Here is a 24,192-nt window from a genome sequence, read left to right on the forward strand (position 1 = left end):
AGCTCCCCATGTCGTACAACCGCCGCTCTAAAAACATCACGCAAGGCGTGGCCCGTTCGCCGAACCGCTCGATGTACTACGCGCTCGGCTACCAGAAGGACGATTTCGACAAGCCGATGATCGGCATCGCGAACGGCCATTCGACGATCACGCCGTGCAATTCCGGCCTGCAGCGGCTGTCGGACGCGGCGGTCGACGCCGTGAAGGCGGCCGGCGCGAACCCGCAGATCTTCGGCACGCCGACGATTTCGGACGGCATGTCGATGGGCACCGAAGGGATGAAGTACTCGCTCGTGTCGCGCGAAGTGATCGCCGACTGCATCGAAACCTGCGTGCAGGGCCAGTGGATGGACGGCGTGGTGGTGGTCGGCGGCTGCGACAAGAACATGCCGGGCGGCATGATCGCGCTCGCGCGCCTGAACGTGCCGGGCATCTATGTGTACGGCGGCACGATCCGCCCGGGCAACTGGAAAGGCCGCGACCTGACGATCGTGTCGTCGTTCGAGGCCGTCGGCGAATTCACCGCGGGCCGGATGTCGCAGGAGGATTTCGAAGGCGTCGAGAAAAACGCGTGTCCGACCTCGGGTTCGTGCGGCGGGATGTACACCGCGAACACGATGAGTTCGTCGTTCGAGGCGCTCGGGATGTCGCTGCTGTATTCGTCGACGATGGCGAATCCCGACCAGGAGAAAGTCGATTCGGCCGCCGAATCGGCGCGCGTGCTGGTCGAGGCCGTGAAGCGCGACCTGAAGCCGCGCGACATCATCACGAAGGAGTCGATCGAGAACGCGGTGTCGGTGATCATGGCCACCGGCGGCTCGACCAACGCGGTGCTGCACTATCTCGCGATCGCGCATGCGGCCGAGGTCGACTGGACGATCGACGACTTCGAGCGCATCCGCAAGCGCGTGCCGGTGATCTGCGACCTGAAGCCGTCGGGACAGTACGTCGCGACCGACCTGCATCGGGCCGGCGGGATTCCGCAGGTGCTGAAGATCCTGCTCGACGCGGGGCTGCTGCACGGCGACTGCATGACGATCACCGGCCGCACGATCGCCGACGAGCTGAAGGACGTGCCGGCCGTGCCGCGCGCGGATCAGGACGTGATCTTCCCGATCGACCGCGCGCTGTACAAGGAAGGCCATCTGGCGATCCTGAAGGGCAATCTGGCGGAAGACGGCGCGGTCGCAAAGATCACCGGCCTGAAGAACCCGGTGATCACGGGCCCGGCGCGCGTGTTCGACGACGAGCAGAGCGCAATGGACGCGATCCTCGGCGACCGGATCCGCGCGGGCGACATCCTCGTGCTGCGCTACCTCGGCCCGCAGGGCGGCCCCGGCATGCCGGAAATGCTCGCACCGACCTCCGCGATCATCGGCAAGGGGCTTGGCGAGTCAGTCGGCTTCATCACGGACGGCCGCTTCTCGGGCGGCACCTGGGGCATGGTGGTCGGCCACGTCGCGCCGGAGGCGTTCGTCGGCGGCACGATCGCATTGGTGCAGGAAGGCGATTCGATCACGATCGACGCGCACCGGCTGCTGCTGCAGCTGAACGTCGACGATGCGGAACTCGCACGCCGCCGCGCCGCGTGGCGGCAGCCGGCGCCGCGCTATACGCGCGGCGTGCTCGCGAAATTCGCGGCACTCGCCCGGCCGGCTAACCAGGGGGCGGTCACCGGTTGATGCAGACGCACCCACGCATGCATCCCCGATAAACGGGCCACCGGGGGAACGCGCAAAACGTGCTTCCCCTTTGCTTCTATAATGCGCGGACCATGAAGCCGGCCGTCCCCGCCGGCGGAGAACCGCATGAAACAGACGATATTGCGCGTGCTGCTCGCGACGCTGCTGGCCGGCGGCGCGGCGGCGGCGCGCGCCGACCAGACCGACGGGCTCGCGCTCGCGCAGCGCAAGAACTGCATGGCCTGCCATGCGATCGGCAAGCCGCTGATGGGTCCGTCGTTCCACGACATCGCCGGCAAGTACGCGACGCGCAACGACGCCGCCGATTATCTTGCGCAATCGATCGTGAAAGGCAGCGTCGGCGTATGGGGCAGCGTGCCGATGCCCGCCAATACGCAACTGACGAGCACCGAAGCACGTACGCTCGCCCAATGGGTGTTGTCGGTTCGCTGAATCGGCTGCCCGCGCGACGCACCGACGCCGTGTGCAACGCGTGGCAGGCAGGCAACCGCGCACCGCCCGATCGGGCGCATCACCGCCGGCTTCGCGGCCCCTGACCGGGCCGCCCCCCTTCTTCACCGCCGCGAACGCTTGCCGTTCAGCCGGAATGACCGGCGCGGCGACGGGCGATCTCTTCATCGACCGCATCGCGCACCCAGTCCATCACCTCGGTTTCCAGCGCGAGGGCGACCTCGCGCGTGACCTGGCCGACCAGCCAGGCCGAATGCTCGTGCAGCGCATCGCGACAGCGCGCTTCGATGGCCTCGCGCCCCGGCCCGGTCAGATAGGTCGTCAGGCGATTGCGAAGCCGTTCGGCGATGTGCTGCGCATCTTCCGGCGTCAGCGCGGCGGCCGCCGGTGCTTCCGGTTGCGGCGCCGCGCTCGGCAGGGCCGCCTCCGGCATTGACGCGTCGGGCGCGTGCTCGACCACTTCGCGCGCAATCGCGGCGAACGTGTGCTGCGGCAGGTCGTCATCGACCAGCGACGAGCGCAGCGGCGCCGTCATCACGGCCGCCTCTTCGGCGACCACGTGCTCCGATGCGCCGGGTTCGGCCGGCGCATCGGTGTCGCCCGCGGCGGCGGCCGTCGCCACGTCGCCCGGCAGTTCGACGGCCGGCACGTGCGGCGTCGACACGGGTTCGACCACGACGGAATCGGGGTCGGCTTCGGTTTGACGGGATTCGGCGGGCACGGCAGCGGCGGCGCCCGGTGCGATCACGTCGGTGAGCACCGGAATCGCCGCGCCGTCGTGCGGCCCGGGAGCGGCGGACGCGAGCGAGCGCGCCGGCTTGCCGGGCACCAGCACGTCGGTCAGCGTCGGGATCGAGGATGAATCGGCTTCTGTCACGGGAACACTCCGTCGACGGTTGCGGCTAGCCGCCCTGCTTGTAGTTGTTCAGCGCGTAGCCGCGGTCGCGGTAGAACCGGTAGCGGTCGCGGCCCGCGGCCAGCTCGTCCGGCGCGTTGCCGACCACTTCGAGCAGGCGCTCGAAGCGGGCGAATTGCGCGGGCACGGTCGCGCCGAGGTTCAGCAGCACGTGATGATGCGGCGCGCGGTCGAGATCGGCGGCCAGCACGATCGGCGTGCCGGCCGCGTGCTCGCTGTCGACGCCGCAATGCGGGATGAAATCGAGCGGCGAGAACGTCCAGAGCCGCTCGTCGAGCGCGCGCAGGCGCGCGGGCTCGGCGAGCACGACGACCGGCTGCCCGGCCAGATAGGCCTTGCGCAGCAGCCGGCACGCGTACGCGAGCGAATCGCCGACGTTCGAGTGGAAATCGATCCGCGTCATCGCCCGCCCACCCGCAGCGTCGTCTGCCCCGCCATCACTGGCCGGCGCGGTCGATCAGGAACTGCGCGAGCAGCGGCACCGGACGGCCCGTCGCGCCCTTCGCGGCACCGCCCTTCCATGCGGTGCCCGCGATGTCGAGGTGGGCCCACGGATAGCTTTCGGTGAAGCGCGACAGGAAGCACGCGGCCGTCACCGCGCCGGCCGGACGGCCGCCGATGTTCGCGAGATCCGCGAAATTCGACTTCAGCTGATCCTGGTATTCGTCGTCGAGCGGCATGCGCCATGCCGGGTCGTTCGCCTCGCGCGACGCGTCGAGCAGTTCGCCCGCGAGCGCGTCGTTCGTCGAGAACAGCCCGCTGTTGTGGGCGCCGAGCGCGATCACGCACGCGCCCGTCAGCGTCGCGACGTCGATCACGGCGGCCGGCTTGAAGCGCTCGGCATAGGTGAGTGCGTCGCACAGGATCAGGCGGCCTTCGGCATCGGTGTTCAGCACCTCGATCGTCAGCCCCTTCATGCTGGTGACGATGTCGCCCGGCTTCGTCGCGTTGCCGCCCGGCATGTTCTCGCAGGTCGGCACGATCGCGACGACGTTGATCTTCAGGCCCATCTCGGCGACCGCGCGGATCGTGCCGAGCACCGAGCCCGCGCCGCACATGTCGTACTTCATCTCGTCCATGCCTTCGCCCGGCTTCAGCGAGATGCCGCCCGTATCGAACGTGATGCCCTTGCCGACCAGCACGACCGGCGCGGCCTTCGCGGCGGCGCCCTGGTAGTGCAGCACGATGAACTGGGGCGGCTCGACCGACGCGCGCGCGACCGACAGGAACGACCCCATCTTCAGCGCCTGGATCTGCTTGAGCCCGAGCACTTCGGCCTTCAGGCCCCAATCCTTCGCGATCTTCTTCGCGGTGTTGCCGAGATAGGTCGGCGTGCAGACGTTGCCCGGCAGGTTGCCGAGGTCGCGGGTCAGATCCATCCCGTTCGCGAGCGCGACGGCCTGCTTGATCGCGACCTTGGCGGCCTTTTCGTCGGCCGGGTCGACGCTGAACACGACGCGCTTGAGCGTGTGCGACGCCGGCTCCGGCTTGCTCTTCATCTGCGTGAAGCGGTAGGTCTCGTTGCGCAGCGCGAGGATCGCGGCGCGCACGCCCCAGTCGGAGCTGCGCTCGTCGACCGGCAGTTGCGCGAGCGAGAACGTGACCTGGACGACCTTGGTCGCCAGCAGCGCGCGCCACGCGGCCGTCACCGCGTCGTTGTAGGCTTTCTGATTGAAAGCATCCTGCTTGCCGAGCCCGACGAGCAGCACGCGCGACGCGCCGATGCCCGATACTTCATGCAGGAACAGCGTCTTGCCGCGCTTGCCGTCCATGTCGCCGGCCTTCACCACGCGCGAGATCAGCCCCTTGGTGGCCGTGTCGATGTCGAGCGCCGCGCCCGACAGGGTCTGCGCCTCGAAGATGCCGAGCACGATGCAGTCGGACTTCCCGGTCAGGAACCCCTTGGCCTCGCCTTTGCTCCAATCACAGCCTTTTATGCTAAAGTCCATCGCGCTTGTCCTCGGATAAAATCTGGGCTAAGGATGAAAGCCGCAATTATCCGCTATTTTTCCCGTGGCGGCGCGAGCGCCCCACCACGCGTGCGCAGCCTCCCGCCCTCTTCTCATCAAGAATGATCTTCGAACGCTCCCTCCAGCGCGAGCTTGCGTATACGGCTGGCGCCGTGTTCATGGTGCTGCTCACGATCATGCTCACGACGATGATGATTCGCATCGTCGGCTACGCCGCGTCCGGCGAAATCGATCCGCGGGACGTGCTCGTGCTGATCGGCCTGACCGTGATCGGCTATCTCGCCGTGATGCTGGTCGTCACGCTGTTCGTGTCGATCCTGTTCGTGCTGACCCGGTGGTACCGGGACTCCGAAATGGTCGTGTGGCTCGCGTCGGGCGTGAGCCTCACGCGCCTCATCAAGCCGATCGGCGTGTTCGCCGCACCGATCATCCTGCTGATCACGTTCTTCGCATTCGTCGGCTGGCCGTGGTCGAACCAGCAGAGCAAGATGATCAAGGCGCGCTTCCAGCAGCGCGACGAAATCTCGCTGCTCGCGCCGGGCCAGTTCCGCGAATCGGCCGCGAATCATCGCGTGTTCTTCATCGAGAAGATGTCGCCTGACCAGAGCAAGGTGCAGAACGTCTTCGTCACGTCGACGGAAAACGGCAAGCTCAACGTGGTCGTGTCGCAAACCGGCCATACGGAAACCTCGAAGGACGGCGATCGCTTCGTCGTCCTCGAGGACGGCCGCCGCTACGACGGCACGCCCGGCCAGCCGAACTTCAAGATCATGGAGTTCGAGCGCTACGGCGTGAAGATCACGAGCAAGCCGGTCGTCAACGTGCAGACCACCAACAGCACGCCCACGCCCGACCTGCTGCGCAACCCGACGCGCGACAACCTCGCGGAATTCGCGTGGCGCGCGGGGCTGCCGCTGATCGCGCTGAACCTGATGGTGCTCGGCATCCCGCTCGCGTACCAGAACCCGCGCCGCAGCCGCACGATCAACCTCGTGATGGCCGTGCTGATCTACCTCACGTACTCGAACCTGCTGAACGTCGTGCAGGCGCAGATCGAGCAGGGCAAGATGTCGTTCGGTGTCGGTCTGGTCGGCCTGCACGTGCTCGTCGCGGCGATCGTCGCGTTCATTTTCTGGTTGCGCGTGCGCAATCGTCCGTTGTTGACACGCGCGCTGTTCGGCCGCTCGGGAGCATGATCGATGCGGCTCTATGAAAAGTACTTCGCGCGGCAGATCTACGTCACGTTCATCTTCATCCTGTTCGCGTTCTCCGGTCTGTTCTTCTTCTTCGACCTGATCAGCGAACTGAATTCGGTCGGGCACGGCAACTACAAGTTCGGCTACGCGGTCCTGCGCGTCGCGCTGCAGACGCCGTCGCGCTTCTACGAGATCATCCCGGTCGCCGCGCTGATCAGCGCGATCTACGTGTTCGCGCAGATGGCCGCGAACTCGGAATTCACGATCTTCCGCGTGTCGGGCCTCGCGACCAACCAGGCGCTGCGCTCGCTGCTGAAGATCGGCGTGCCGCTCGTGATCGTCACCTACCTGATCGGCGAATTCGTCGGCCCGTACGCCGACCAGTTGTCCGAACGCGTGCGGCTGCAGGCGCTCGGCGCATCGGTGTCGTCGAACTTCCAGTCGGGCGTGTGGGTGAAGGACACGCTCGCGGCCCGCGAGAACGGCGAGCAGGTCACGCGCTTCGTCAACGTCGGCAGCCTGTCGCCCGACTCGACGATCAGCAACGTGCGCATCTACGAATTCGACTCGAAATTCCAGCTGCAGAACGTGCGGATCGCGCAAACCGGCCGCTACGAGCCGCCCGGCCACTGGCTGCTGACAGGCGTCACCGAAACGGAGCTGACGCCGATCAAGCCGATCAGCGGCCAGCCGGCCGACGCGCTGAACCCCGTGTACCGGTCGCAGCAGGTGTCGCTGCCCGAATACCGGTTGCGGTCCGACCTGACGCCGCAGATCCTGTCGGTGCTGCTCGTGTCGCCGGAGCGCATGTCGATCGTCAACCTGTTCCGCTACATCCAGCACTTGCGCGAGAACCAGCAGGACACGCAGCGCTACGACATCGCGCTGTGGCGCAAGCTGCTGTATCCGTTCGCCGTGTTCGTGATGCTCGTGCTGTCGCTGCCGTTCGCGTATCTGCACACGCGGGCCGGCGTGGTCGGCGTGAAGGTGTTCGGCGGCATCATGCTCGGCATGAGCTTCCAGCTGCTCAACACGCTGTTCTCGCACATCGGCACGCTGAACACGTGGCCCGCGCCGCTCACCGCCGCGACGCCGGGCCTCATCTATCTCGCGCTCGGCCTGTTCGCGCTCAAGTGGGTCGACCGGCACTGAGCGCCGCGTCGCGATGGAGGCTTCGACATGCATTCGCACGGTATCGTCCTGTTCGGCCACGGCGCCCGCGACCCGCGCTGGGCCGAGCCGTTCGAGCGGCTCGCCGCGCGGCTGCGCGGCGCCTCCCCGGCCGCGCAGGTGTCGCTTGCGTTCCTCGAACTGATGACGCCGTCGCTCGGTGAGGCCGTGGCCGCGCAAGTCGCGGCCGGCTGCGCGCGCATCACCGTGGTGCCCGTGTTCTTCGGCCAGGGCGGCCACGTGCGCCGCGACCTGCCGCAGCTCGTCGATGCATGCCGCGCCGCGCATCCGGGCGTCGAAATCCGCTGCGCGACGGCCGTCGGCGAAGACGACGGCGTGCTCGACGCGGTCGCGCGCTATTGCATCGACCAGCTCGGCGGCGCCGCGTAGCCGCCCACGCGTTCGCCGCCCCCAAAGAAAAAGCGCCGGCATCTGCCGGCGCTTTTTTCGTTTCGGACCGCGTTCGAGCCGCGCTCAGGCGGCATGGCGCACCGGCGCACTCGCCTGCGCTTGCCGTGCGCGCTCGGCGAAGGCATCGCCGATCATCAGCAGGCTCGGTTCCGCGGGATCGAGCCAAGCCTGCGCGTCGCCGGCCGCCATCTGCGCCAGCGTCAGCGTCAGCGTGCGTTCGCGCGCGGTGCTGCAGGCCTCGACGATCGCCACCGGCGTCGCCGGCGCACGGCCCGCGTCGATCAGTTCCTGCGCGATGCCGGGCGCGCTGTCGCGGCCCATGTAGTAGACGATCGAATCGGCGCGCGCAGCTTCGCGGATCTCGTCGCTGCCCGGCGCGCGGCTGTGCGTCGCAAAGGCCACGCTGCGCGACACGCCGCGTAACGTGAGCGAACGCTTCAGCGTTGCCGCGCCGGCCAGTGCCGCGGTGATGCCCGGCACGACCTCGTAGTCGATGCCGGCCGCTTCCAGCGCGCGCATTTCCTCTTCCGCGCGGCCGAACAGCATCGGATCGCCACCCTTCAGCCGCACGACGCATGCATGCTCGCGCGCCGCATCGACGATCTGCTTGTTGATGAAATGCTGCGCGGTCGAGCGCTGTCCGCAACGCTTGCCGACCGCGATCTTGCGCGCGTTCGGCGCATAGTCGAGCATCGCCGGCTCGACGAGCGCGTCGTGCAGCACGACGTCGGCCTGCTCGAGCAGCCGCATGCCGCGCACCGTGATGAGGTCCGCGGCGCCCGGCCCTGCTCCGATCAGATATACCTTGCCCATGTTTGTCGCTTCGCTAGGGTCCTGCCGCGGCGGCCGGTTCGCCGCCGCGCAGATTGACGATTACGCCGAGAACGCGCGGATCATGCCCGCGGCGACCGTGTGATGCGTCGCCTCGTCGATCAGCACGAACGCGCCCGTACCGGGGTGCGCATCGTAGGTGTCGCAGACGATCGGCTTCTGCAGCGTCAGCGCCACGCGGCCGATGTCGTTCATCTTCAGTTCCTGACGGTCGGTCGCGTGCGACAGCGTATGCACGTCGAGCACCTGCTTCACCGCGCCGATCTTCGCGAACACCGTGCTGGTGGTCTGCTTCAGCAGGTACTTGCGCTGCTGCGACAGCGGCGCGTCGTCGAACCAGCACAGGTCGGCCTCGAGCTTCCTGGCCGGCTCGACCGGCTCGGCCGTCGTGACGAACATGTCGCCGCGCGACACGTCGACGTCCTCTTCGAGACGGATCGTCACCGTCTGGCCCGCGAACGCGTGCGCGACCGACGCGGTGCCGCCCGGCACCGGCGCGACGATCTCGGCGACGGTCGCGGTGCGGTTCGACGGCAGCACGACGATCGCGTCGCCCACCTTCACTTCGCCCGACTCGATCCGGCCCATGTAGCCGCGGAAATCGTCGGCCGAGCTGCCGTCCTGGCGCGCGACCCACTGCACCGGGAAGCGCAGCGCGTCATGCGCCTGCGTCTCGACCGGCAGCGACTCGAGCACGTCGAGCAGCGGCTCGCCCGCGTACCACGGCATGCGCTCGCTCGCGCCGACGATGTTGTCGCCCTTGAGCGCCGACACCGGCACGAAGCGCACGTCGGCCAGGCCGAGCTGCTTCGCGAGCGCGACGTACGCGTCGCGGATCTCGTTGAAGCGCGCCTCGCTGTAGTCGACGAGGTCCATCTTGTTGATCGCGACGATCACGTGCTGCAGCCCCAGCAGCTTGACGATCGCGCTGTGGCGCTTGGTCTGCGGCAGCAGTTGCACGATGCCGTTCTCGACCGTGATGCGCGTCGCGTCGATCAGCACGATCGCCGCGTGCGCGGTCGACGCGCCCGTCACCATGTTGCGCGTGTACTGCTCGTGGCCCGGCGTGTCGGCGATGATGAACTTGCGCTTCGCGGTCGCGAAGTAACGGTACGCGACGTCGATCGTGATGCCTTGCTCGCGCTCGGCTTCCAGTCCGTCGGTCAGCAGCGCGAGATCGAGCTCGTCGCCGACCGTGCGCTTGTTCTTCGCGCGCGACAGCGCGGACAGCTGGTCGGACAGCACGGCCTTGCTGTCGTACAGCAGGCGGCCGATCAGCGTGCTCTTGCCGTCGTCGACGCTGCCTGCGGTGATGAAACGCAACACGCCGAGGTCTTCGGTGTTCTCGATGATGCTCATGATGTGAATGTCCTCGTGTGCTTCAGAAATAACCTTGCTTCTTGCGCTGTTCCATCGCAGCTTCGGATGCCTGGTCGTCCATCCGGGTCGCGCCGCGCTCGGTGATCTCGGTCACCGCCGTCTCGGCGATGATCTTCTCGACGTCGTCCGCGTCGCTCTCGACCGGGCACGTGCAGCTGATGTCGCCGACCGTGCGGAAGCGCACCTGCGCGAGCTCGCTCGTCTCGCCGTCACGCATCGGCGTGAGCGGCGTGACCGGCACGAGCAGCCCGTTGCGGCGCACGATCTCGCGCTGGTGCGCGTAGTAGATCGACGGCAGTTCGAGGTTCTCGCGCGCGATGTACTGCCACACGTCGAGCTCGGTCCAGTTCGAGATCGGGAACACGCGCAGATGCTCGCCCTTGTGCAGGCGGGCGTTGTACAGGCTCCACAGTTCCGGACGTTGCGCCTTCGGGTCCCACTGGCCGAATTCGTCGCGGAACGAGAAGATCCGCTCCTTCGCACGCGCCTTCTCTTCGTCGCGGCGCGCGCCGCCGATCAGCGCCGTGTAACCGTGCTGCTCGATCGTTTCCAGCAGCGTGACGGCCTGCGCGGCGTTGCGCGAATCGGTTTCGCGGCGCAGCACGACCGTGCCGCGCTTGATCGAATCCTCGACGTGGCCGACCACCAGCTCCGCGCCCAGCTCTTGCGCACGGCGATCGCGGAAGTCGATCACTTCCTCGTAGTTGTGGCCCGTGTCGATATGCACGAGCGGGAACGGCAGCGTCGTCTTGCGGTTCGCGCCAAGGCCGAACGCCTTCAGCGCGAGATGCAGCACGACGACCGAATCCTTGCCGCCCGAGAACAACAGCGCCGGCTTGCTGCATTCGGCAACCAGTTCGCGCAGGATGTGGATCGACTCGGCTTCGAGCCAGTCGAGGTGGCCCATGCGGCTGTCGGCGCCGGTGGGCGGGGCAAAGGCGGATTGCTCGAGCGTCGTGCTCATGATTTCAGTCCTTCTCTTCTGGGTTCGTGCCGCCCGCTGTCGCAGGCGGCGCAATATTCAGTTTCTTGTCGGCTTTCAGTGCGCGGCGCCGGCTTCGGCGTTCGCGGGAATCGGCGTGATCGTGATGTGCAGCCCGCACTCCTTCGTGTCGCGCGACTCCCACCACCAGCGGCCCGCGCGGCTGTCCTCGCCCGGACGGATCGCACGCGTGCACGGCTCGCAGCCGATGCTCGGATAGCCGCGCGCATGCAGCGGGTTGACCGGCACGTCGAACGCCTTGAGGTACGCCCACACGTCGGCTTCCGTCCAGTCGGCGAGCGGGTTGTACTTCGCGATCCCGCGCGCTTCGTCCCGTTCTTCCTCGTGAAGCTCCGCACGCGTCACCGACTGCTCGCGGCGCTGGCCCGTGACCCATGCACCGACGTCGGCCAGCGCGCGGTTCAGCGGCTCGACCTTGCGGATGTGGCAGCACGACTTGCGCAGCTCGACGCTCTCGTAGAACGCATTCAGGCCGTGCTCGGCGACGTACTGGTCGACCGCATCCTGCCGCGGATGGAACTGCTCGATCTCGTAGCCGTAGCGCTCGCGCACGCGGTCGATCATGCCGAGCGTTTCCGCGTGCAGGCGGCCGGTGTTCAGCGAGAAGATGCCGATCGACACGCCCTTCGACAGGATCGCGTGCGTGAGCAGCATGTCTTCCGCGGCGAGGCTGCTCGCGAATTTCACCTTGTCGTGACGCTCGCCGATCTGCGCGAGCAGCGCATCGAGGCGCTCGACCTTCGCGGCAAGTTCCGGCGTCAGCGCGATGGCGGCGCTCATGCGCTCACCTTCGCATCCGCAGCCGCGCGGCGGCGGAACAGCGGCGCCGGTTCGTCGAACGCGCCCTGGTAACGCTGCGTGAATTCCGTGAACGCATTCAGCGCGTCATGGATGTCCTTGTCGGCACGCACCGCGAAGGCGTCGAAGCCGCAACGCGACATGTACAGCAGCTGGTCGCGCAGCACGTCGCCGATCGCGCGCAGCTCGCCGGTCCAGCCATGGCGCTCGCGCAGCAGGCGCGCGATGCTGTAGCCGCGGCCGTCCGCGAAGCGCGGGAAATCCACGGCGATCAGCGAAATCGCGCCGAAATCGGCCACGAGATCGGCCGGTTCGCTGTCCGGCGCGAGCCACACGCCGAGTTCGTCCTTCGTCTTCGCGGCGACGAGCGCCGCGCGCTCGGCCTGCCACCACGCGAACGGCACGAGCACCTTGCCGGCCGGCAATGCGTCGACCGCGGGCAGCGCACCGTCTTCCGCCGCGCGCACGACCTGCCATGCGTCGTCGATCACTGCGCGGTTCTTGATAATCGAAGCCATCTGCAAATTCCCTCTACCCGGTTGGTTACGCGTTCACTGCCTGGCGCGCCGCATACACGCGCTCCTTGAACGGTGCGATGCCGATGCGGTCGTACGTGTCGACGAAGCGCTCGCCGTCGAGGCGTGCCTCGACGAACGTATCGATCAGCTTCGCGATCACGTCGGGCACTTCTTCCGCCGAGAACGACGGCCCGATCACGCGGCCGAGGCGCGCGCCGTTGCGGCCCGTGCCCTGCTCGCCGCCGAGCGACACCTGATACCACTCGGCGCCGTCCTTGTCGACGCCGAGGATGCCGATGTTGCCGACGTGGTGGTGACCGCACGAGTTCATGCAACCGGAAATGTTCAGCGACAGTTCGCCGAGGTCGTACACGTAGTCGAGATCGTCGAAACGCTGCTGGATCGCCAGCGCGATCGGGATCGACTTCGCGTTCGCGAGCGAGCAGAAGTCGCCGCCCGGGCACGCGATGATGTCGGTCAGGAGGCCCACGTTCGGCGTCGCGAAACCGGCCGCCTTCGCCTTTTCCCACAGCGCGAACAGGTCGCGCTTCTTCACGTTCGCGAGAATCAGGTTCTGCTCGTGCGACACGCGCAACTCGCCGAACGAGTATGCGTCGGCCCAGTCCGCGACCAGATCCATCTGCGCGTCGGTCGCGTCGCCCGGGGCCACGCGGTGGTCCTTCAGCGACAGCGTGACGGCCGCATAACCCGGCACCTTGTGCGGCGCGACGTTACGCTCGACCCAGCGCGCGAACGCCTTGTTCTCCAGCAGGTGCTGTTCGAACGACGCATCGGTGTCGGCCAGCTTCTCGTAGACGGGCGGCTGGAAATACTGCGACACGCGGTCGATTTCGGCCTGCGTGAGCGTCGACGGACCGTCCTTCAGGTGCTGCCACTCTTCCTCGACCTGCTGCGCGAACTTCGCCGGCGACAGCGCCTTCACGAGGATCTTGATCCGCGCCTTGTACAGGTTGTCGCGGCGGCCGTAGCGGTTGTACACGCGCAGCACGGCTTCGCAGTACGTGAGCAGGTGCTGCCACGGCAGGTCTTCCTTGATCACCGCACCGATGATCGGCGTACGGCCGAGGCCGCCGCCCGCGAGGATGCTCGCGACCACCTCGCCCTGCGCGTTCTTCTTCAGGTACACGCCGAGGTCGTGGATCTGCACGGCCGCGCGATCATGCTTCGAACCCGACACCGCGATCTTGAACTTGCGCGGCAGCCACGCGAATTCGGGATGGAACGTCGACCACTGGCGCAGGATCTCGGCCCACGGGCGCGGATCGATCTCTTCGTCCTGCGCGACGCCGGCGAACTGGTCGGCCGTGATGTTGCGGATGCAGTTGCCCGACGTCTGGATCCCGTGCATCTGCACCGACGCGAGCTTCGCGAGGATCTCGGGCGTGTCTTCGAGCTCGATCCAGTTGAACTGGATGTTCGAGCGCGTCGAGAAGTGGCCGTAGCCGCGGTCGTGTTCGCGGGCGATGCGGGCCAGCATCCGGAGCTGGTCGCTGCGCAGGTTGCCGTACGGAATCGCGATGCGGTGCATGTACGCGTGGCGCTGCATGTACAGGCCGTTCTGCAGACGCAGCGGACGGAATTCGTCTTCGCTCAACTCGCCCGACAGCCGGCGGCGCACCTGATCGCGGTACTGCGCGACACGCTCGTCGACGATCGTCTGGTCGTATTGGTCGTACTGATACATTCGGGGACCCCAGGGTTTTCGTGGTGACCGCGCGACGTCCTAGCCACGTCGCGCCCGAATCTCCGTTCCGTCGTCATCGCCGCCAACCGAGGCCGGCTGGATTGCTAATGACGAAAACAGATATCCATATTTGAAAAACTCCGGTGAATCGTAATAAACTCCCCTTATATTTCAAACGACTAAAAAATTCTGTTGATATGCGGAAGGGTTATAAATGAACCTGCACCAATTTCGCTTCGTGCGCGAGGCCGTCCGGCAGAATTTCAACCTCACCGAGGCCGCCAAGGCGCTCTACACGTCGCAACCGGGGGTGTCGAAGGCGATCATCGAGCTCGAGGACGAGCTGGGCGTCGAGATCTTCACGCGACACGGCAAGCGGGTGCGCTCGCTCACCGAGCCGGGCCGGATCATCCTCGCGTCGGTCGAGCGGATTCTTCAGGAAGTGGAAAGCCTGAAAAGGGTCGGAAAAGATTACGCGGCGCAGGACCAGGGCAACCTGACCATCGCGGCAACCCACACGCAGGCTCGCTACTCGTTGCCGGCCGCGATCGCCGAGTTCAAGAAGCGCTTCCCGAAAGTGCACCTGTCGATCCTGCAAGGCAGCCCGACGCAGGTGGCCGAGATGGTGATCCACGACCAGGCCGATCTCGCGATCGCGACCGAAGCGATCTCCGACTACAAGGAGCTCGTGTCGCTGCCCTGCTTCCAGTGGCATCACGCGGCCGTCGTGCCGGCCGACCATCCGCTGCTCGAACGCAAGCCGGTCACGCTGGACGATCTCGCCCAATACCCGCTGATCACGTACGACGACGCGTTCGCCGGCCGCAAGAAGATCAATCATGCGTTCGCGCTGCGCGGGCTGTCGCCGGACATCGTGCTCGAGGCGATCGACGCCGACGTGATCAAGACCTATGTCGAACTCGGCCTCGGCGTCGGCATCATGGCCGACATCGCGTTCAATCCCGAGCGCGATCGCGGCCTGCGGCTGATCCCGGTCGGCCACCTGTTCGGCAGCAACGTGACGCGTGTCGCGCTCAAGCAGGGCGCCTACCTGCGCAGCTATGTGTATACGCTCGTCGAACTGCTGTCGCCGACGCTGAACCGCAAGCTGATCGAGCAGGCGCTCAAGGGCGAAGCCGAATCGTATGAGCTTTGACGGACAGGTATAAATGAACACGGGGGCGCCTGTCGCGCCCCGTTTTGTTGCCCGACGGAGATTCCCGCATGACGCTTCCCGCCCTGCCACGGCTGCCCGCCTCGTTGCGCCGCGCCGCCGGCGTCGCCCTCGTGCTGACCTGCGCGGCCGCGCAGGCCGACCTGAAGGTCGGCGTCGACCTGTCGTCGACCGGCCCGGCCGCCGCGATCGGCATCACGAGCAAGAACGCGATCCTGATGTGGCCGAAGACGATCGCCGGGCAGCCCGTGCAGGTCACGGTGCTCGACGACGCGTCCGACCCGGGCGCCGCGGTGCGCAACATCCGCAAGCTGGTCGACGAGGATCACGTCGACGTCGTGGTCGGCCCGAACATCACGCCGGCCGCGCTCGCGGCGCTCGACGCGGTGGCCGCCGCACAGACGCCGATGATCACGCTGGTCGGCTCGGGCTCGATCGTCGAGCCGCAGGAAGGCGCGCGGACCTGGGCGTTCAAGATGGCGCAGAGCGACCGCGCGATGGCCGACGTGATGACGCGCTACATGGCCAACCACGGCGTGAAGACGGTCGGCTTCATCGGCTTCGCGGACAGCTACGGCGACAGCTGGCTCAACGAATTCACGCGCTTCGCGGACCTGCGCAAGATCCGCGTGATCGCGACCGAGCGCTTCAACCGCACCGACGCGAGCGTCACCGGCCAGGCGCTGAAACTGATCGCGGCGAAACCCGACGCGATCCTGGTTGCGGGCGCCGGCACGCCGGCCGTGCTGCCGCAGCGCACGCTGATCGAGCGCGGCTACAAGGGCGCGATCTACCAGACGCACGGGATCGCGACGCCGGAATTCATCAAGCTCGGCGGCAAGGACGTCGACGGGACGCTGTTCCCGACCCAGCCGGTGGTCGTCGCGCGCACGCTGCCGGCCGACCACCCGGCCCGCCAGGCCGCGCTCGCGTTCGTCGATGCGTACGACGCGAAGTACGGCGCCGGCACGGTCACACAGTTCGCGGGCGACGCGGCGGGCGTGTATCCGCGCCTGGCCGATGCGGTCGGCCGCGCGCTGAAGGTCGCGCAGCCCGGCACGCCGGCCTTCCGCGCGGCGCTGCGGCGCGAACTCGAACGCGCGCACGAGCTCGTCGTGCCGAACGGCGTCGTCAATACGAGTGACAAGGATCACGTGGGGCTCGACCAGCGCGCGAGTGTGATGGGGATCGTGAAGCAGGGCCGGTTCGTCTATCTGAGCCAGTGACTTGCATGCCGGGCATCGGGCTGCTTGCCCGGTGCCCCGTTTTCCGCCATAATCCGCGTTTCGCCGCGCACCACCGTATGCGCGGCCAGGATCAAGCCCAGGTGGTGAAATTGGTAGACGCAGGGGACTCAAAATCCCCCGCCGCAAGGCGTGCCGGTTCGATTCCGGCCCTGGGCACCACGACATAGTTCCGGGAAATTCCCGGAAGTCCCAAAACCCGCGACAGCACAAGGCTTCGCGGGTTTTTTCATTCCGGCAAAGTGCCGTGTGGTGCGTAGACAGCCGGGGGCAAGCGGGGGCAACATTGGGGGCAACCCATCCGAAATTGCCTTACCTGTCTGGAGTTGCCCCCGTGCCATTAACCGATACAGCCATCCGGAACGCCAAGCCTGCCGACAAGCCCGTGCGCCTGTTCGACGGAGGCGGCCTCTATCTAGAAATCGCCCCGAGCGGGGGCAAATGGTGGCGCCTCAAATACCGGTTTGGGGGCAAGGAAAAGCGCTACTCGCTCGGCGTCTATCCGGAAGTTTCATTGGCGGCCGCACGGAAGAAGCGCGACGAAGCCCGTGAAAAGCTCGCTGCCGGCATCGATCCGGGTGAAGCGAAGAAGGCGGAAAAAAGAGCCAGCCTGCTCGCAGCCGCCCATTCGTTTGAGGTTGTCGCTCGCGGCTGGATGGACGAGCGCAAGACGAGCGTGGAGCCAGCGCAGCATGCCAAGACGCTCGCCCGCATGGAGAACGATGTATTCCCATGGCTCGGCAAGCGCCCTATCGCTGAAATCGACGCCCCGGAGATACTGGTCGTGCTGAAGCGCGTAGACGGGCGTGGAGCCAGATTTACCGCCCATCGCATCCGCAGCGAGATTAGCCGGGTATTCCGCTACGGCATCAAAGAGGGGCACTGCAAGGCCGATCCGGCCCGCGATCTGGTAGATGCAATCCCGCCCGCGCAGACAACACACTTTGCCTCAATCACTGAGCCGGAGAAAGTGGGCGAGATGCTTCGCGCGTTCGACGGCTTCACAGGCACGTTCCCGGTTCTCTGCGCGCTCAAGCTAGCCCCCATGCTGTTCGTTAGGCCGGGCGAGTTGCGGAAGGCAGAATGGGCGCAATTCGACCTCGACAAAGGCGAATGGCGCTATTTCGTCAACAAAACGAAAACGGATCACCTTGTTCCGCTGGCCGCGCAGGCTGTCACGATTTTGCGCGAGCTTCACGCCCTGACTGGCGAAGGCGTCTACGTGTTCCCCGGTGCTCGCGACCGAAATCGGCCGATGAGCGAGGCCGCTATCAATGCAGCCCTTCGTCGGCTCGGCTACGACACTCGCACCGAGATTACCGGTCACGGCTTCCGGGCAATGGCACGGACGATCCTGCATGAAGAGTTGGAGGAAAAGCCGGAAGTGATCGAGCACCAACTAGCGCATACCGTCCCTGACAGCCTGGGGCGGGCGTATAACCGAACGAAATTCATCAAGGCCCGACGTTCGATGATGCAACAGTGGGCGGACTACCTCGACAAGCTCAAAGCCGGTGCGGAAATCATTCCGATCGCGGCGGCAAGATAGATCCGTACCGCTACGAGTATGACCCCCTTCCGTGCGTTTCCCACCAGTAAAACGCAAGCGGCCTAGGCATAGGGCAAGCCGATGATTTGGCCCCTTATTATTATGTGCCCCCCCTATGTTTGCCGTCAGTAGAGAAAAGACGCGGGTGTGAGCCCCCGCGTCTTTGCCCTAGACGCAGGGTCCCCCGCTTTCCGGCCACCCTGACACTTGCGGCAGGCGCAACAATGTCCGATCGAGGCGCATCGCGGACACCCCCCCTCGAAAACACGTCATCGACGCCCGTCGAATCCCGGAGAGCCGCGCCCCGTCTGGCTTCGCGGTAGAAGCAGACGGTCGACGCCTGTCCGCTCAGTGCAAAACGAGTTGGAGATTTGGAGATAAACGGCGGAATCGGCCACAAAGCCTTATGGGGTAAGGCTTCGCGCATCTCCAAACGATTTGGAGAGCGCTGGAGATACTGGAGATAAACACGCCCGGATTGTTACGGTTGCTGCAATATTCGCGGCAACTGCCCACCCAGTTCCGTCTGGAGCGTATCGCTCAAAGTAACTTTGACGCACGGGCGAAAAATGCCGCGCAAAGGAATGCCCGCCACCGCCCTCCCGGACGGCGGCGGCGGATCTCAGATTTCGAGCGAGAAGATGGACGGCAGGACGCGATACACCATGAGTCTCTTTGTCATGCCGGGGATATGTTCTTGTCGATACGGACGCCCATCGCTGCGCGGCATCAACACGCCCCGCTTCATCAAAGCCTTCTCGACGATCCGATGATCGTAGCCGGCACACACCTCCTTACGAAACACGGTTGATTCGATCAGGTATTCCGTCTCGACGCTTTCCGCGTCTTCGGCGCTCATCTTCTCGCCGAACTCCGCGTAATACGCTTGATCCGACTCAATGGCGATGCTGCTCTTGTCGTGTTTCACGAGTCGTTTCCAGCCCGCACGGTGCGGCGCGTTCGGTCGATGGTCGTCCTGCGCCCGGTTCATCCACACGAAACGGTTGTCGCCGTGTGCGACGAGGAAGTGCAGCACCTGTCGCACCGCATCCGCTTCGTCCGAATTGCCCGTGCCGCCGCGCAGTTCGAGCCAGCCTTCGAAGCAGCGACGCGCAGCCTCGACCGCTTCTCCCTGCGGCCAGCCAGTCAGCCCGTGCGCCGTCGCCAACTCGCCGGCCACCGCAACGAGGCAGAACCGTTTAGCGACGCGCGCGACCTGCGAATGCGAACCGTCCGGCACCCACTGCCCGACCAGCTCGTCGACGCGCATGCGCAGATGCTCGGCCAGCTCATCGGCCTGCGACGATGCCCATTCGATGAAGGCCGGCCCCGCCGTGCCGTAGTGCCTGCCGGCGTGGCGCTCTAGATGCTCGATCAGCGCGGCCGGCGTCGGGAAGCCGTGCAGCTTCTCCACGACACCCATTTCGCCCACCTCGGCCGGGATCGCGGGCAAGCGCACCTCGATACCGCCTTTCATGGGCTTGTTGCCCTCGGCCATCAGCGCGGACACGCTCTTTTCGCCGTTCGACAGGAACAGCAGCCGCCACGTGAGAACCGGCTTGGCCGAGCCACTACGCGACGCGCGGGCTTTGCCTGACTCGTTCGCGAGCATGTAAATCACATCGCCGACCAGGCGCGGCTCGACCTGCCCGATTTCATCGAGGATCAGCAGCGCGTCGCTATGCTGCGTAGCGACCGCTTCGAGCGCGTTGTCGGTCGCCTTCCAGCTCCGCACGTAGTCCGGCGAGCCGAACACGGACGCGGCGATGACACCGCCCGTCGACTTGCCCTTGGACGTCGTGCCGAGCAGGTGGAAGCCGCCAGACTGAAGCCCGGAGAAATGCAGCAGCGGACCAGCGAAGGCGGTAGCGACGCAGAACAGCAGCCGGCTATTGCCGACGCAGTAGGCCGCGACCTCGCGTTGCCAGTCGTCCAGCGTGCCGCGCTCCTTGAACTGGCTCTGGATCGGCGTATCGGCCTGATAGATCAACGCCTCTTTGCCGGTGCCGATGACGCGATCGGGCAGCACGAACGCGCCGTGATGCCAGCCGACGCGCGGCACGCAGCGCACGCGCTCGTCCGGCTGCGCCATCTGCACATAGTTCGCGATCTGCGTGCGGGCGATCTGCGTGACGCCGAGCTTCACGCCCATGTCGAGCAGCATCCGGCGCAGCTCCGTGCCGTCGCCGGCAAAGAGGCCGGCCGGCACCGCCCACCGTTTCAGGATGCCGTCGCGATCGGTGAATTCGAGCAGGTAGCCCCACTCGCTGTTCATCTCGTTCCGGGTCTCCGCAATCACATCGATACGCGTGCTGACCCAATGCGGCGGCAGCGGATCGCCCTGATTGTTGAAGCCGTGAAACCACACGCCCTTGTCGTCGACGACGAACCGCGACTTGCCATCCTGCGCGCGGGCCGTTTTCGGGCGCTTGGCGGGCTTCGGGGCGGCTGGCGCGACCTTGGGCTTGCCCGCATCCGACGAACCGGCCGGCGCGAGCGCAGCGCGCACGGCGGCGGCCACCGCTTCCGGGCCGAGGTGTGCAGCCAGGTCGTTGAAGTCGGTGCCGGCTGCCGGGCGGTTCGGACCGAAGTCCGGCACGGCTACGATGCCGGCGACGGCCTCGGCCGCCGCGCGGGCCTTCGTCACGCCCGGATTGCCCTTCGTCGTGTGGTCGTCATCGGCGCACACGACGATGCGGGCGTCCGGATACTGGCCGCGCAGCGCCGTCGCGACCGCGTGCAGGTTGCCGGCGTCGAACGCGACGGCGGCCGGATAGTCCGTTGCGGCCGCGAGCGTCGCACACGTAGCGTAACCCTCGCCAATCAGCAGCGTGGACGGCGCGGAAGATAGCGGGCCGCCGATCAACGAGAAGCAGCCCGCCTTGCGGCCGTTCGGCAGATAGCGCTTCTGGCCGTCCGTCAGGACGAACTCCAGCGTCCACAGCTTGCCTTCCGCGTCACGGGCGGGGATGACGAGGGCGCCGTCGCATGCGGCCGTGCCGATGCACAAGCCGCCGCGATAGACGCGCAGCGCGTCGACCGGGATGCGCTTTCGGACAAGATACGGATGATCGGCCGGTGCCGGCTCGGCCGCCGACCAGATCGATTCAGCAAGCGTCGACGCGGCCTGCTGTTTCTCCGTCAACTCGGCCAGCTCGGCCGCTTCGCGTGCCGCGCGCTCGGCCTTCTGCCGCTCGCGCTCCGCTGGATCGACCGGCTTCGCCCGATGCGCGCGCGGATCGAAGCCGCCTTGCTTGGCGAGATGAAACAGCGTGTTGATGGTGATCTTGCCGCCCTTGAACGACTTCCACACATCGCGCGCGTCCTTGCCGTTGTAGTTCTGCGCGCCTTGGCTCCATTCGTTCCAGAGGGCGAAGCCCTCCTCGTCAAACTCGGCCTTGAGCGCCATCCCCACCTGACGCCATGTATCGCGGTCGTCAGGCGGGACATAGCCGAGCGCGACTCTCGCCCGCTCGAATTCGGACATGGGTGCGTTACTCATAGGTTCCCACTGGACGCGCGTCGGTCGACTTCCGATTAGTAGTCCATATCGGACAAGCAGCTACCCGACGCGCGAAGAATTGAATGATTCGACGTTGCCTTGCGGCGGAGCGTCAGCCAGCCGCGCGAGGCACCGACAGAACCGCACCGCCGGCCGTGACGTCGTTGCTGTAGACGTAGCGGCCGAGCCGCGACTCGCCAAGGGCGTCGTTGGCCGCCTCCAGCGCCGCACCGATCGACGGCAGGGACGCGCGGAACAGGCTCAGCACAAGCCAGTAGTCGTCATCGGACATAGCCTTGTCGGCCGCCCAATGCAGGCTGTCTAGCAGCTCCATTGCGTCACTGATCCGCGTCCCGATGCGGTCGCGGTCAGGACGGTTCACCTCGGCCACGAAGTGCGACGCGAGCGGTTGCACGGCATTCTTGTTCGTCTTTGCCATGACCGCCCCTTAGTGCGTCGTGCGCGGTTCGCGCGTAACGAGGCCGAGCGCCGCAAACAGGTGCTGTTGTACGCGCCCCATCAGGCCGGCCGCGAACGCTTGCCGGCTGATCGTCACGCGGTGCGCGTCGACGTCGCCTGCGTCCTGCATGGAGGCTTCCATACCGCGCGCGAATGCGGCGGCTTGATGCGCCGCGTAGTCGTGCAGCCGCACGTCGCCTTTCAGGTCGAGCCATGCGTCGGCGCAGATCGCGCCCAGGTCCACGGCGAATTGCAGCTCGATCGGAGCGCCGGTATCGAGCGGCGGCGCATTGTCGAAGCCATTGATAACCGCGGTTCGGATGCGCTGGTCAGTCATGGCACACCTCCGGCTGCGCGGTGCGGCGCATTTCGGCGGAGTACCGGCTCGCGACGCTTTGCCCCATGTCGACGAGCGCTCGCTCGTAGGTGCCCTCCGCAAGATGCGAACGGACAGCATCGAACAGGGCTTCGAGCTGGGCGAACTGATGGGCCGCACACATGGCGATCATCGTAACTTCGTTCGGCAGGCGGTATTTAGACATGGCGCACCTCCAGAATCGACGCGAGGAGCTGCCCGACGTCGATCGTGCAATCCAGCTCCGCTTCGCCGCGAATCGGCGTGAGGTTCCAGTCAAAGACGGCCGCGTGCGTGAAGTCGCCAGACCGGCGACCGCAGACGCTACGCCCCGAGACGGAGCCGCCCAAAATCCGCACACGCCAATCGTGATCAGGCGTCGGACGAGCCGATGCCACTTCGACCAGCATGCCGATGCGTGAGCGCGCATCGCATTGCGTGACGATCGCCAGATCGCCAATCTTGCAGCGCAGCTCAGCCATGACGCACCTCCGCACGGACGAGCGCCGCGATCGCGGCCAGTGCCGCGCCGGTTGCATCGAGCGCGTCCTGATACGTGCTGGCGGTTGCTGCGTCGCGCAGTGCTGCGCGGACGATGGATTGAATGAGGTGGGATTGCTGCCCGGTACGGGCGTGCGAGAGCTGGCGCATTGAATGCGACCTCCTTGGACGGGTTGAACCCGCTCCCCACTTCCAAATGGGGTGGGCGGGCAGACAGCAGGGTTGGAAGACCGGCGTCCAAGGGAACCGGCAGGCCGAAGCCTCCCCACCGTCGCCCACCCATTGATCGTAGAGGCGCGCGAAGGCACACGGACGTAAAAAAACCGCACTGCGGCGGTCGTCCGCCTTGGAACAATCGGGCTTCCAAACCCGGTCGCTTCTGTGTCAGCGACGCGCACAGGATACCGCGCGATACTGGACGACGCAAATCGCGACGCCCACGCCGTATATTGCCTAGTGCAAAGCAACTTTGGGCGAGCATCAGGCGGCCTCCCCCTTGAGCACGGCGGTCGCCAGCTTGAGCTGTTCGATATCCAGTCGCGAGCTGCCCTGCGCCAGTGATTGGCCGAGCGCGACACCCCGCAGCAGGGCACTAACTTGCAAGCGGCGCGTCCCGTCCGTGCACTGCGCATCGATGTCGTTGTAAAGCGCACGATAGGCTTTCCGCAGCTGTCGATACTGCCGACGACGGTAGTTCGCCGAATCCTGTTCAGCAGCGGCGATCGCCTGGACGAACTTCTCGCAGGCGGTGCCAAGTTGCTTTGTCGTCAGGTGCGGGGCTTCGAGCGCGAGCGTCGAGGCGAGCGTGACGGCGATCGCTACGAGCTTCCCGGTGTCGTCGCCACGATTCCAGAAGCAACCCTCGATGTCATCGAGGATTCCTGCGAGCTTGCGGAGGCGGGCGTCGCGGCAACGCACGAACGCGGCGTCGCGCGCCGTGACGGCCACGCCCATCGCGCGACCATACGGGCCGCCGCGATCGATCGTAAGGGAGGGCGCGCTCATGCTTGCTCCCGCGTCGATTGGCGGGATTCGACCCAGTTCTGGACGTCTTGCGCGCGCCAGCCGACGCTCCTGGTCCCTAACTGGACCGGCGCTGGAAACTTGCCTTCACGAATCCAGCGATACAGCGTCGTTTTCTTGACGCCGACGCAATCCAGCACACCAATAAGTCGAAGAATCTTAAGAGCCATTTTCTGTTCAGAAATGGCCTGTTCCGCAAAAAAGAGGAAAGCGGCAGCAATAAACCGCGCCGTACTATCAAAGTACGGGCGCAATGAAGTTTCCAGGAGACGCACAAAGTAATCTTGCAAAGTTACTTTGCACGGCGCGCCGCGCGCGGTATCATTCGTCCTAA

Annotated in this window: 25 protein-coding genes and 1 tRNA gene; 9 read left to right on the plus strand and 17 right to left on the minus strand. The window is 66.2% G+C overall.

Features of this window, described 5'->3' with window-relative positions; all coding sequences use genetic code 11:
* Positions 1-8: 8 nt before the first annotated feature.
* Both ilvD and CFB49_RS13445 read left to right on the plus strand, forming a co-directional pair.
* Positions 9-1,682 (plus strand): dihydroxy-acid dehydratase, encoded by a 1,674-nt coding sequence (gene ilvD, locus CFB49_RS13440; RefSeq protein ID WP_069620387.1) that lies wholly within the window; start codon positions 9-11, stop codon positions 1,680-1,682.
* 126 nt (positions 1,683-1,808) lie between these two features.
* The gene (locus CFB49_RS13445) at positions 1,809-2,135 is read left to right on the plus strand and encodes a c-type cytochrome (protein WP_069620388.1); all 327 of its coding nucleotides are present in this window, start codon (positions 1,809-1,811) and stop codon (positions 2,133-2,135) included.
* A gap of 145 nt (positions 2,136-2,280) precedes the next feature.
* Here CFB49_RS13445 and CFB49_RS13450 read toward each other — a convergent pair whose 3' ends face one another.
* From CFB49_RS13450 to CFB49_RS13460, 3 genes are read right to left on the minus strand one after another with little or no spacing between them, the layout of a single operon-like run.
* Positions 2,281-3,030: a DUF2486 family protein gene (locus CFB49_RS13450; RefSeq protein WP_089491555.1), complete on the minus strand. Its 750-nt coding sequence runs from the start codon at positions 3,028-3,030 to the stop codon at positions 2,281-2,283.
* Positions 3,031-3,055: 25 nt separating this feature from the next.
* Positions 3,056-3,472: a DNA polymerase III subunit chi gene (locus CFB49_RS13455; protein WP_050012070.1), complete on the minus strand. Its 417-nt coding sequence runs from the start codon at positions 3,470-3,472 to the stop codon at positions 3,056-3,058.
* 34 nt (positions 3,473-3,506) lie between these two features.
* Entirely contained in the window at positions 3,507-5,018 is a 1,512-nt protein-coding gene (locus CFB49_RS13460) for a leucyl aminopeptidase (protein WP_069620390.1), read from the minus strand.
* A 122-nt stretch (positions 5,019-5,140) separates the two neighbouring features.
* Here CFB49_RS13460 and lptF point away from each other — a divergent pair, with 122 nt between their 5' ends.
* From lptF to CFB49_RS13475, 3 genes are read left to right on the plus strand one after another with little or no spacing between them, the layout of a single operon-like run.
* Positions 5,141-6,235: an LPS export ABC transporter permease LptF gene (gene lptF / locus CFB49_RS13465; protein WP_069620391.1), complete on the plus strand. Its 1,095-nt coding sequence runs from the start codon at positions 5,141-5,143 to the stop codon at positions 6,233-6,235.
* A gap of 3 nt (positions 6,236-6,238) precedes the next feature.
* Entirely contained in the window at positions 6,239-7,387 is a 1,149-nt protein-coding gene (gene lptG, locus CFB49_RS13470; RefSeq protein WP_089435485.1) for an LPS export ABC transporter permease LptG, read from the plus strand.
* A 27-nt stretch (positions 7,388-7,414) separates the two neighbouring features.
* Entirely contained in the window at positions 7,415-7,795 is a 381-nt protein-coding gene (locus CFB49_RS13475; protein WP_069620393.1) for a sirohydrochlorin chelatase, read from the plus strand.
* Positions 7,796-7,879: 84 nt separating this feature from the next.
* Here CFB49_RS13475 and cobA read toward each other — a convergent pair whose 3' ends face one another.
* The 6 genes from cobA to CFB49_RS13505 form a co-directional block, all read right to left on the minus strand.
* On the minus strand, positions 7,880-8,629 hold the full coding sequence (gene cobA / locus CFB49_RS13480) for a uroporphyrinogen-III C-methyltransferase (protein ID WP_069620394.1): 750 nt from the start codon (positions 8,627-8,629) through the stop codon (positions 7,880-7,882).
* A gap of 60 nt (positions 8,630-8,689) precedes the next feature.
* Positions 8,690-10,006, minus strand: coding sequence for a sulfate adenylyltransferase subunit 1 (locus tag CFB49_RS13485; RefSeq protein ID WP_089491556.1), 1,317 nt, complete (start codon positions 10,004-10,006; stop codon positions 8,690-8,692).
* A 22-nt stretch (positions 10,007-10,028) separates the two neighbouring features.
* Positions 10,029-10,991, minus strand: a complete 963-nt coding sequence (gene cysD, locus CFB49_RS13490) for a sulfate adenylyltransferase subunit CysD (RefSeq protein WP_006478076.1) — start codon at positions 10,989-10,991, stop codon at positions 10,029-10,031.
* A gap of 75 nt (positions 10,992-11,066) precedes the next feature.
* Complete coding sequence (locus CFB49_RS13495) at positions 11,067-11,810, minus strand: phosphoadenylyl-sulfate reductase (protein WP_089491557.1); 744 nt, start codon at positions 11,808-11,810, stop codon at positions 11,067-11,069.
* Positions 11,807-12,346, minus strand: a complete 540-nt coding sequence (locus tag CFB49_RS13500) for a DUF934 domain-containing protein (RefSeq protein WP_089491558.1) — start codon at positions 12,344-12,346, stop codon at positions 11,807-11,809. The genes CFB49_RS13495 and CFB49_RS13500 overlap by 4 nt, the downstream gene beginning before the upstream one ends.
* 25 nt (positions 12,347-12,371) lie before the next feature.
* Positions 12,372-14,051, minus strand: a complete 1,680-nt coding sequence (locus CFB49_RS13505) for a nitrite/sulfite reductase (RefSeq protein WP_089491559.1) — start codon at positions 14,049-14,051, stop codon at positions 12,372-12,374.
* Between the two features lie 214 nt (positions 14,052-14,265).
* Here CFB49_RS13505 and CFB49_RS13510 point away from each other — a divergent pair, with 214 nt between their 5' ends.
* From CFB49_RS13510 to CFB49_RS13525, 4 genes are all read left to right on the plus strand, one after another.
* Positions 14,266-15,207, plus strand: coding sequence for a CysB family HTH-type transcriptional regulator (locus CFB49_RS13510; RefSeq protein WP_006478072.1), 942 nt, complete (start codon positions 14,266-14,268; stop codon positions 15,205-15,207).
* A 68-nt stretch (positions 15,208-15,275) separates the two neighbouring features.
* Entirely contained in the window at positions 15,276-16,451 is a 1,176-nt protein-coding gene (locus tag CFB49_RS13515) for an ABC transporter substrate-binding protein (RefSeq protein WP_089491560.1), read from the plus strand.
* Positions 16,452-16,546: 95 nt separating this feature from the next.
* Positions 16,547-16,631 (plus strand) — tRNA-Leu (locus tag CFB49_RS13520).
* 172 nt (positions 16,632-16,803) lie between these two features.
* A complete protein-coding gene (locus CFB49_RS13525; protein WP_059497987.1) occupies positions 16,804-18,018 on the plus strand; it encodes a tyrosine-type recombinase/integrase in 1,215 nt (404 codons plus the stop codon).
* 622 nt (positions 18,019-18,640) lie between these two features.
* Here the strand turns inward: CFB49_RS13525 and CFB49_RS13530 are convergent.
* From CFB49_RS13530 to CFB49_RS36770, 8 genes are all read right to left on the minus strand, one after another.
* Entirely contained in the window at positions 18,641-21,505 is a 2,865-nt protein-coding gene (locus CFB49_RS13530) for a DUF927 domain-containing protein (RefSeq protein WP_179234898.1), read from the minus strand.
* 127 nt (positions 21,506-21,632) lie between these two features.
* Positions 21,633-21,959, minus strand: coding sequence for a hypothetical protein (locus CFB49_RS13535; protein ID WP_089491562.1), 327 nt, complete (start codon positions 21,957-21,959; stop codon positions 21,633-21,635).
* Between the two features lie 9 nt (positions 21,960-21,968).
* Positions 21,969-22,316: a hypothetical protein gene (locus tag CFB49_RS13540; RefSeq protein WP_041189722.1), complete on the minus strand. Its 348-nt coding sequence runs from the start codon at positions 22,314-22,316 to the stop codon at positions 21,969-21,971.
* Positions 22,309-22,521: a hypothetical protein gene (locus CFB49_RS13545; RefSeq protein WP_006765346.1), complete on the minus strand. Its 213-nt coding sequence runs from the start codon at positions 22,519-22,521 to the stop codon at positions 22,309-22,311. The genes CFB49_RS13540 and CFB49_RS13545 overlap by 8 nt, the downstream gene beginning before the upstream one ends.
* The gene (locus tag CFB49_RS13550; protein WP_089491563.1) at positions 22,514-22,816 is read right to left on the minus strand and encodes a hypothetical protein; all 303 of its coding nucleotides are present in this window, start codon (positions 22,814-22,816) and stop codon (positions 22,514-22,516) included. Before CFB49_RS13550 ends, CFB49_RS13545 begins: the two co-directional genes overlap by 8 nt.
* Entirely contained in the window at positions 22,809-22,985 is a 177-nt protein-coding gene (locus tag CFB49_RS13555) for a hypothetical protein (protein WP_089491564.1), read from the minus strand. Before CFB49_RS13555 ends, CFB49_RS13550 begins: the two co-directional genes overlap by 8 nt.
* A gap of 330 nt (positions 22,986-23,315) precedes the next feature.
* Positions 23,316-23,840: a hypothetical protein gene (locus CFB49_RS13560; RefSeq protein ID WP_089491565.1), complete on the minus strand. Its 525-nt coding sequence runs from the start codon at positions 23,838-23,840 to the stop codon at positions 23,316-23,318.
* Positions 23,837-24,133 carry a helix-turn-helix transcriptional regulator gene (locus tag CFB49_RS36770; RefSeq protein WP_256979906.1) on the minus strand — a complete coding sequence of 99 codons (297 nt, stop codon included), beginning with the start codon at positions 24,131-24,133 and terminating at the stop codon, positions 23,837-23,839. The genes CFB49_RS13560 and CFB49_RS36770 overlap by 4 nt, the downstream gene beginning before the upstream one ends.
* Positions 24,134-24,192: the final 59 nt, after the last annotated feature.

It is taken from the genome of Burkholderia sp. AU17457 (genome assembly GCF_002223255.1).
Classification (GTDB): Bacteria; Pseudomonadota; Gammaproteobacteria; order Burkholderiales; family Burkholderiaceae; genus Burkholderia; species Burkholderia sola.